General features: G+C 61.2%; 1 protein-coding gene and 1 pseudogene. One reads left to right on the top strand and one right to left on the bottom strand.

Going from position 1 to position 1,988, the window contains the following annotated elements; genetic code table 11:
• Positions 1-445 (bottom strand): annotated as a pseudogene (locus HX846_RS18150) (cystathionine gamma-synthase); the annotation flags it as partial.
• 307 nt (positions 446-752) lie between these two features.
• On the opposite strand from HX846_RS18150, the gene HX846_RS18145 reads away from it, so the two are divergent.
• Positions 753-1,988 (top strand): COG3014 family protein (locus HX846_RS18145; RefSeq protein WP_178965832.1); only part of this gene is annotated, 1,236 nt, incomplete at its 3' end.

Raw genomic sequence — 1,988 nt, 5'->3', positions numbered from 1 at the left:
CGTGGCACACCGAGCAGTTCTGCGCGTACAGCGGCGCACCGCGCGTCGGATCGGGGGTAATGGCCGGGGCCTGGCTGACTTCATAGGCCACTGCCAACTTGGCGCCCAATTGCCGGGCCTGGTGCGCAACCACCGCGCCGTCCTGATGGGCCGTTACGGCGGCCAGCAGTTCATCCACGCCTTTGATCAGTTCGGCGCGCTCGGGCTTTTCCGGTAGATCGGCCACCAGCCCCTGCAACACCCCGAGAAACTCTACCTGTTCACGGTATTCGGAATCATCGATAACCTTGCCCGCCTCCACTGTCGGGGGGTAGTCCGCACCGATGTAGTCCAGTAAATGCAGGGCTTGGGGCGCGCCCTCGGCAGTTGCAGCCAGCAGGTTGAAACTGCACGACATCAACGCCGGCAGCACCAGCCAGGCAAGAAAACGGAAGGGGGCAATCATGAATGGATCTCAAAGGGAAATACGAAGTAACACATTGTCAAACCTTAAGGGGTTTGACTCAAGGCGTTAGTGATTCGGGGATGGGGATAACGACACTTAGGTAGTGGCATCCGAGCTAAAAATCGGATCCAAAAGGCCATTGTTTTGCCAGTAATGCAGCTTATAATGCCGCGCCTTCGTTATTTCGAAATGGCATTTCAGCTCCTCTTTTTATGAGGAATTGGCCGGATCGCAACGCCTTCCTGCCATTGGTGATTCGGCCCGACCAGCACATTCGGCCGATTACGTTCAGGGAAGAAGCTCTTCGATGGCATCTCGCGCCTTTACCTCGCTCGCGCTCGCGGCAGTGACCTTGCTGTCCGGTTGTTCGATGTTTCGCAGCTACGACAACGAGCTGCAAGCCACCAATCAGCAGTTGGCCACCGGCAACGTCGACGCCGCGCTGACCCTGCTTGAGAAGAACAACACCGGCGACGACAAGGACCTTCTCTACTACTTCGAAAAGGGTGAGTTGCTGCGCGCCAAGGGCGACCTGACCGGCAGCCAGGTCGCCTGGCGCAGCGCCGACCTGCAAGTCTACAAGTGGGAAGAGTCGGTCAAGTTCGACACCGACAAGTACCTCGCGCAGTTCGGCGCCTTCCTGGTCAATGACAAGGTCCGCCGCTACGAAGGCTACGACTACGAAAAGGTCATGCTGACCACCCAGATGGCCCTGAACCTGCTGGCGCTGAATGACTTCGACGGTGCCCGCACCGAGATCAAGAAGACCCACGAACGCGAAGCGGTGATTGCCGACCTGCGGGACAAGGAATACCTCAAGAGCGAAAACGAGGCCGAGCGCCAGGGCATCGCGACCCAGTTCAAGGACCTGCGCGGCTACCCGGTGGAAAGCCTCAACGCCCCTGAAGTGGTAGGCCTGAAGAACAGCTACCAGAGCGCTTTCAGCCACTACCTGGCCGGCTTCGTCTACGAAGCCCTGGGCGAAAAAGACCTGGCCGCACCGGGTTATCGCAAGGCCGCCGAACTGCGTCCCAACACACCGCTGCTGGAACAGGCCCTGCTCGACCTGGACAAATCCAAGGTCGGTGCGGACGAGACTGACGTGCTGATCGTGGTGCAAAGCGGCCTGGCGCCGGCCCGCGACTCGATTCGCCTGCCGTTGCCGATCCCCATCGACGGCCACCTGGTGATCACGCCACTGTCGTTCCCGGTGATCAAGCCCGACACCTCGACCGCGCCCTTCGCCCAGATCGGTGTCGACGGCCGGCAACAGAACCTCACTGCCCTCAACAGCACCACCGCCATGTCCCGCCGCGCCCTGCGGGATGACATGCCGGGGATCATCCTGCGCACCACCGTGCGCGCCGTCACTCGCGGCATCACCCAGAACAACCTGAACAAGACCAACCCGATGGCGGGCCTGGTACTCGGTATTGCCTCGGCCGTCACCGAAGGCGCCGACACCCGCACCTGGCGCACCCTGCCGGACATGACCCAGGTGACACGCCTGCGCCTCAAGCACGGCGAGCACCAGGTCAGCCTG

This window comes from Pseudomonas sp. K5002 (genome assembly GCF_013386655.1).
GTDB lineage: Bacteria > Pseudomonadota > Gammaproteobacteria > Pseudomonadales > Pseudomonadaceae > Aquipseudomonas.
The sequence above is the reverse complement of the archived record's forward strand: the minus strand, read 5'-3'. Positions and strand labels throughout refer to the sequence as shown.